The sequence below is a fragment of the Pseudolysinimonas sp. genome, from assembly GCF_044239695.1.
In the GTDB taxonomy this organism is placed as follows: Bacteria; Actinomycetota; Actinomycetes; order Actinomycetales; family Microbacteriaceae; genus Pseudolysinimonas_A.
The window spans coordinates 1-5,578 of record NZ_JBIIAW010000146.1 but is presented as its reverse complement, the minus strand read 5'-3'; the positions used below and the strand labels follow the sequence as shown (position 1 = coordinate 5,578).

General features: G+C 71.0%; 3 protein-coding genes. 1 reads left to right on the top strand and 2 read right to left on the bottom strand.

Translation table 11 applies throughout. The features are described from left to right. Positions 1 to 2,666: alpha-mannosidase (locus ACILQS_RS15235; RefSeq protein ID WP_395640973.1), on the bottom strand; the 2,666-nt coding region annotated here is incomplete at its 3' end. 92 nt (positions 2,667 to 2,758) lie between these two features. On the opposite strand from ACILQS_RS15235, the gene treS reads away from it, so the two are divergent. Continuing rightward, on the top strand, positions 2,759 to 5,062 hold the full coding sequence (gene treS / locus ACILQS_RS15230; RefSeq protein ID WP_395640972.1) for a maltose alpha-D-glucosyltransferase: 2,304 nt from the start codon (positions 2,759 to 2,761) through the stop codon (positions 5,060 to 5,062). A 29-nt stretch (positions 5,063 to 5,091) separates the two neighbouring features. Here the strand turns inward: treS and ACILQS_RS15225 are convergent. After that, positions 5,092 to 5,578, bottom strand: a 487-nt coding sequence (locus tag ACILQS_RS15225; protein WP_395640971.1) for a phosphotransferase, incomplete at its 5' end; no start/stop codon positions are given.

Here is a 5,578-nt window from a genome sequence, read left to right as displayed (position 1 = left end):
CCCGGGACGACGTGCAGCGGGTTGTTGAGTCGGTAGCCGTCGCGGATGACGCCGGTGAGGTCACCGGCGGGGTAGGCCCGGAAGGCGTAGGTGAAGGTGTGCACGCCGCGGTCGGCGGTCCTGTCGGGGAAGGTGGGGGCGCGCAGCAGGTTCAGGCTGAGCAGCCCCGACTTCGCCCGATGCCCGTACTTCGAATCGTTGAGGACCGCGAAACCACCCTGGGAAGTTTCGGTAGCGATCCATTTGTGGGCGCAGATCTCGAACTGGGCGTCCTCGACGGCGTCCGCTTCGGTGGTCGAGCGGGAGATGTGCCCGAACTGGATCTCGCTCGTCGATGTCGGCCCGTAGCGGGTCGGGCGGAACTCGGCGCGCAGCATCCGATGCGTCTCGCGCCAGTCGACCCGCGTCTCGACTCGCACCAGTTCGCTCCCCGCCTCGACGATCACGCGTTGCTGAACCGTCGAGCGCCCGAACCGGAAGAGCTGGGTGCGCACCGCGATCGGACCGTCGATCGCGCTCGAAACCGAGACCGGGTGGAGGATCCGCGGCCGCCGCTTCAGGTAGTCCTGCCCGATGTCCCAGGCGTCCCACGGCCAGGTGAACGGGTCCTTGTGCAGCACGAGTCGGTTGAGCCCGTCGGCCGTGTGTTCGACACCGGACGCGTCGCGCATCGAGACGACCTCGCCGCTTCGCGCGAACCGCAGGGTGAGGAGGCCGTTGCCGAGTTCGTCGTCGGTCGCCCGCAGCTCGGGCGCGGCGGGCGCGGGATCGAGGGCGCTCGCCGCATACGGGTCGGCCCGGGCGCGGAACCAGTCGCGCCCGACTCGCAGGTGCTCGTCGCGGGCCACGCCGGTCAGGTTCAGCGCCGCGGGCGCGTCGCCATTCCGAGGGAGCTCGGCGAGGCGCTCGCCCGCGTACGTCTCCAGCTCGCCGCTCACCCGGCTCAGCTCGGCGACCGCCTCGGCGCTCACCCGGGCGATCGACGAGCCGGGCAGGATGTCGTGGAAGTGGTGCAGCAGCACGTCGCGCCAGTGCTGCGCGAGGTCGTCGCGGCTCGGGTGCGCGGTCATCGCTGCGAGCGTCTCGGCCTCGTGGAGGCGCCGTTCGGCGACGCGATTGTGTTTCTTGATCAGGGCATTCGTCGTGTAGGTGCCCTGGTGGGCTTCGAGGTACAGCTCGCCGGCGAAGCGGTGGCGCACGTCGAGGGTCTCGAGCTTGCGGAAGAACTCGGCCGCCCGCGAATATCGCACCTTCGGCAGCCCGCGAAGGTCGTGCTCGCGCGACGTGACCTCGAGGTGGATCTCGCCCGGCCCGCCGCCGCCGTCGCCCGAGCCGAAGACCAGCAGGGCCGCGCCGAGGTCCTTCTCGGGGTAGCGCTTCAGGCCGAGCAGCAGGCCGTCGGCGGCCCCACGCGAGTTGTAGTCGCCCTCCGGGGGCATGTGCACGAGCACCTCGGACCCGTCGATGCCGGCCCAGCGGAACGACCGATACGGGTGGTCGTTGAGCTTGTTCCAGGCCAACTTGATCGTCTGGAACCAGTCCATCCCCGACTTCTTGAGGATCTGCGGCAGGGCCCCCGTGTAGCCGAAAGTGTCGGGCAGCCAGCAGAGCCGGAGGTCGTCGTCGGTCAGCCCGAACTCCTCCTGGAGGAACCGCCGGCCGACGAGCGCCTGCCGCACGAGCGACTCGCCGCCGGGCAGGTTGGTGTCGGTCTCGACCCAGAACGAGCCCTGCAGCTCGAGCCGCCCGGCGGCGACGGCCTGCTTCATGCGCGCATACAGGTCGGGATGGCGGTCCTTCATCCACTGCAGCTGCTGCGGCTGGGAGGTGCCGTAGATGTACGCCGGACGATCCTCGATCGTGTTGAGGGCGCGGGTGTAGGTGCGGGCGGCCTTGCGGCGGGTTTCGCGCAGCGGCCAGAGCCAGGCCATGTCGAGGTGCCCGTGACCGACGGCGCTGTACAGGAAGTCGTCGGTCGACGGGGCGGCGAGGGCGGCGGCGAGCGCGGCGCGGGCACCCGGCATGTCGCCGCTGCGGACGCGGGCCCAGGCGGCATCCAGGTCGCGGCGCAGGTCGGCGCGGAGAGCGGCGTCCTCGGTCGCGTGGGCGAGCACGGTGAGGGTCAGGTAGTCGTAGTACAGCGCGAACGCCTCGTCGTCGCGGGTCGCGAGATGGGCGCCGTGGAACCGGCCCTTGCCGACGTTGTAGATGATGAAGCCGTTGTGGGCGACGTCGGCGTAGAGGTCGATCCGTCCGGTGCTCGTGTCGACGCGGCGGACCGGACGATAGCGCCCGCCGCTGTGCGGCAGATCGCCCTGCTGGAAGACCGTGGTGACGGCATCCAGGATCGTCCCGTGAGCGTCGAAGACGAGCCCCTCGCCGCGGATGCCTAGCATCACGACGGGATCGTCGACCCCTGCGGGAATGTCGCCGGTGATCCGCAGCCACGCGCAGTCGAGCACGCCGCCCCAGCTCGCGCCGTCGCGGATCGGGCGGAAGGCGTTGCGCGGGATCTCGTCGAAGGCGATCGGCTCGGCGCTGCGCACGACCTCGGCGCGCAGCTCGCCGACCCGGCGATAGATCAGCTTCCGGATGCGGCGCAGCCGACGGTACTCACCGGGCTGCTGGGCCGCGATGCCGAACAGCCACTCTGCGAATCCGCGCACCGCTCAAGGATGGCGCACTCGGCGTGCATAGTGTCTTCACGCGCGCGGCGCCAGCGGCAGCACCTCCCGCCCAGAGGTCGTAGCGTCGGGATATGGCGCCTGACGAGAACGCTCCCGAGCACCTCTACACCGGACCGATCAGCCTGGCCGGGCTCGGCGGTGATCCCGACTCCGACGTCGAGGTCGAGACGCCTGAAGTCAGTTACGACGAACAGCGCTATCCGGCGCGCCCGCGTCCGTTGCGGCCGCGCGATCAGTTCCGCCGCGACGGCCTGCGTCGCAGCACGACCGACCCGCGCACCGCCAACGGCACCAACCCGTCGTACGTGGAGTGGCTCGTGCAGCAGTCCATGCTCAAAGACGCCGACGTGCTCGCCCGTCAGTTGTCCGGCCAGCCCGCGATGTGGCGCAACCCCTACGCCCGCCCCGACGCCCGGCGCGCGATCGCGACGAGCGACGTCTGGTTCACGGCCTACCCGCTGTCGCTGATCACCCGGCCCGGGCAGTCGTTCCTCGCCGCCCTCGGCGACGAGGAGCTCTGGAGCGCGTTCGAACGGATCGGCATCACCGCCATCCACACCGGTCCGGTCAAGAGCGCCGGCGGGATCACGGGCTGGCAGGAGACGCCGAGCGTCGACGGTCACTTCGACCGCATCAGCACCCAGATCGACCCGGCGTTCGGCACCGAAGACGAGTTCCGGATGCTGTGCGACGTCGCCGAAGCGCATGGGGGCAGCGTCATCGACGACATCGTGCCCGGCCACACCGGCAAGGGGGCCGACTTCCGGCTCGCCGAGATGGGCTACCGCGACTATCCCGGGATCTACCACATGGTCGAGATCCCGCCCGAGGACTGGGGCCTCCTGCCCGACGTCCCGGACGGGGCCGACGCCGTCAACCTCGACCCCGGCACCGAGCAGGTGCTCGCCGAGCGCGGGTACATCATCGGGGCGCTGCAGCGGGTCATCTTCTACACGCCCGGTGTCAAAGAGACCAACTGGAGTGCCACCGCGCCCGCGACCGGCACCGACGGCGTCAGCCGCCGCTGGGTGTATCTGCACTACTTCAAGCAGGGGCAGCCCTCGATCAACTGGCTCGACCCGACCTTCGCCGGGATGCGTCTCGTGATCGGCGACGCGCTCCACTCGCTCGGCGAACTGGGCACGAGCGCTCTGCGGCTCGACGCCAACGGCTTCCTCGGGGTCGAGAAGAGCGCCGAAGGCCTGCCGGCCTGGTCGGAGGGGCACCCGCTCTCGCACGCCGCGAACCACATCATCGCCGGGATGGTGCGCAAGGTCGGCGGCTTCACCTTCCAGGAGCTCAACCTCACGATCGAGGACATCCGCGACACCGGTGCGGTCGGGGCCGACCTGTCGTACGACTTCATCGGGCGCCCCGGCTACCACCACGCGCTCGCGACCGGGCAGACCGAGTTCCTGCGACTCGCCCTCGCGACCTCGCTCGAACTCGGGGTGGCTCCGGTCGCCCTCGTGCACGGCCTGCAGAACCACGACGAACTCACCTACGAACTCGTGCACTGGGCGAGCCACCGCGATGACAAGTACCGCTTCCGGCTGCGCGAGGTGCCGGGCGCCCAGCTCGCCGAGGAGATCCGCGCCGACCTCACCGAGCAGCTCACCGGCACCGCCGACTTCAACCAGATCTTCACCCAGAACGGGATCGCCTGCACGTCGACATCGCTCATCGCCGCGACGCGCGGCTTCGCACGCCTGGACGACATCACGGATGCCGACATCCCCGCGATCCGCGACGCGCACCTGCTGCTGTGCGCCTACAACGCGTGGCAACCCGGCGTCTTCGCCCTGTCGGGCTGGGACCTCACCGGGATGCTCACCGTGCCCGCCGACGAGGTCGCGGCGCTCGTTGCGACCGGAGACACCCGGTGGATCGAGCGCGGTGCCCACGACCTCCTCGACATCGCGCCCGACGCCGTCCGGTCGGCCGCGGGGATGCCGCGCGGTCGCGCCCTCTACGGCGCCCTGCCGGCCCAGCTCGAGGACCCCGAGTCCTTCGCGTCGAAGCTCGCGGCCATCCTCGACGTGCGTCGGACCCACGGCGTCGCCACGGCTTCCCAGGTCGACATCCCGGATGTCGCCGACCCCGCGATGCTCGTGCTCGTGCACCGGCTCGATGACGGCGACCCCGAGGCCGACGCGCGCATCCAGGTGACGGTGCTCAACTTCTCGGCGGAGCCGGTCGAGGGCACCGTGCACTCCGCACACCTCGAAGCCCAGGCGGACGTCGTCTCGGCGGCGACGGGGGAGACGATCGCCCGGGTCGACGATCTGCTGAGCTTCCCGGTGAGCCTGCCTGCTTACGGCGCCCTGTTCCTGACGCTGGACCCGACCGTCGAGCCCACCTCGGCGGTCGAGTAGCCGCGACAGCGGCGTGTCGAGACCCCCGCTCAGGCGAGGGCGGCGTCGATCCCGGCGAGCGGGATGGGGAGCCAGTCGGGGCGGTTGCGCGCTTCGTAGACCGATTCGTAGACCGCCTTGTCGAGCACCAGAGCGCGCAGGAGGTCGACGTCGAGCACCGGTGACGGCGCGGACTCCGCGTACGCGGCGACGAACGCCGCACGGCTCTCCGCCGCCCACCCCGCGGCGTCGGGCCCGCCGCCGACGGCGCTCGCGTAGTCGAACGACCGCAGCATCCCGGCGACATCCCGCAGCGGGACGTCGGGCAGCGCGCGTTCCTCCATCGGACGCATCGGCTCTCCTTCGAAGTCGACGAGCCGCCAGCCGCCGTGGGGCACCGCGAGCACCTGACCCAGATGCAGGTCGCCGTGGACGCGCTGCAGCCGCGGCCACCGGCGGTCGAAGACGCCGCGGTACACGGCGTCGATCGCCTCGCGACGGTCGGCGACCCCGGGCGCCTCGGCGGCGGCGATCGCC

Bases quoted from the DNA above. Each gene is read 5' to 3' on its own strand.
- treS (WP_395640972.1), top strand. From the start codon at position 2,759: ATGGCGCCTGACGAGAACGCTCCCGAGCACCTCTACACCGGACCGATC.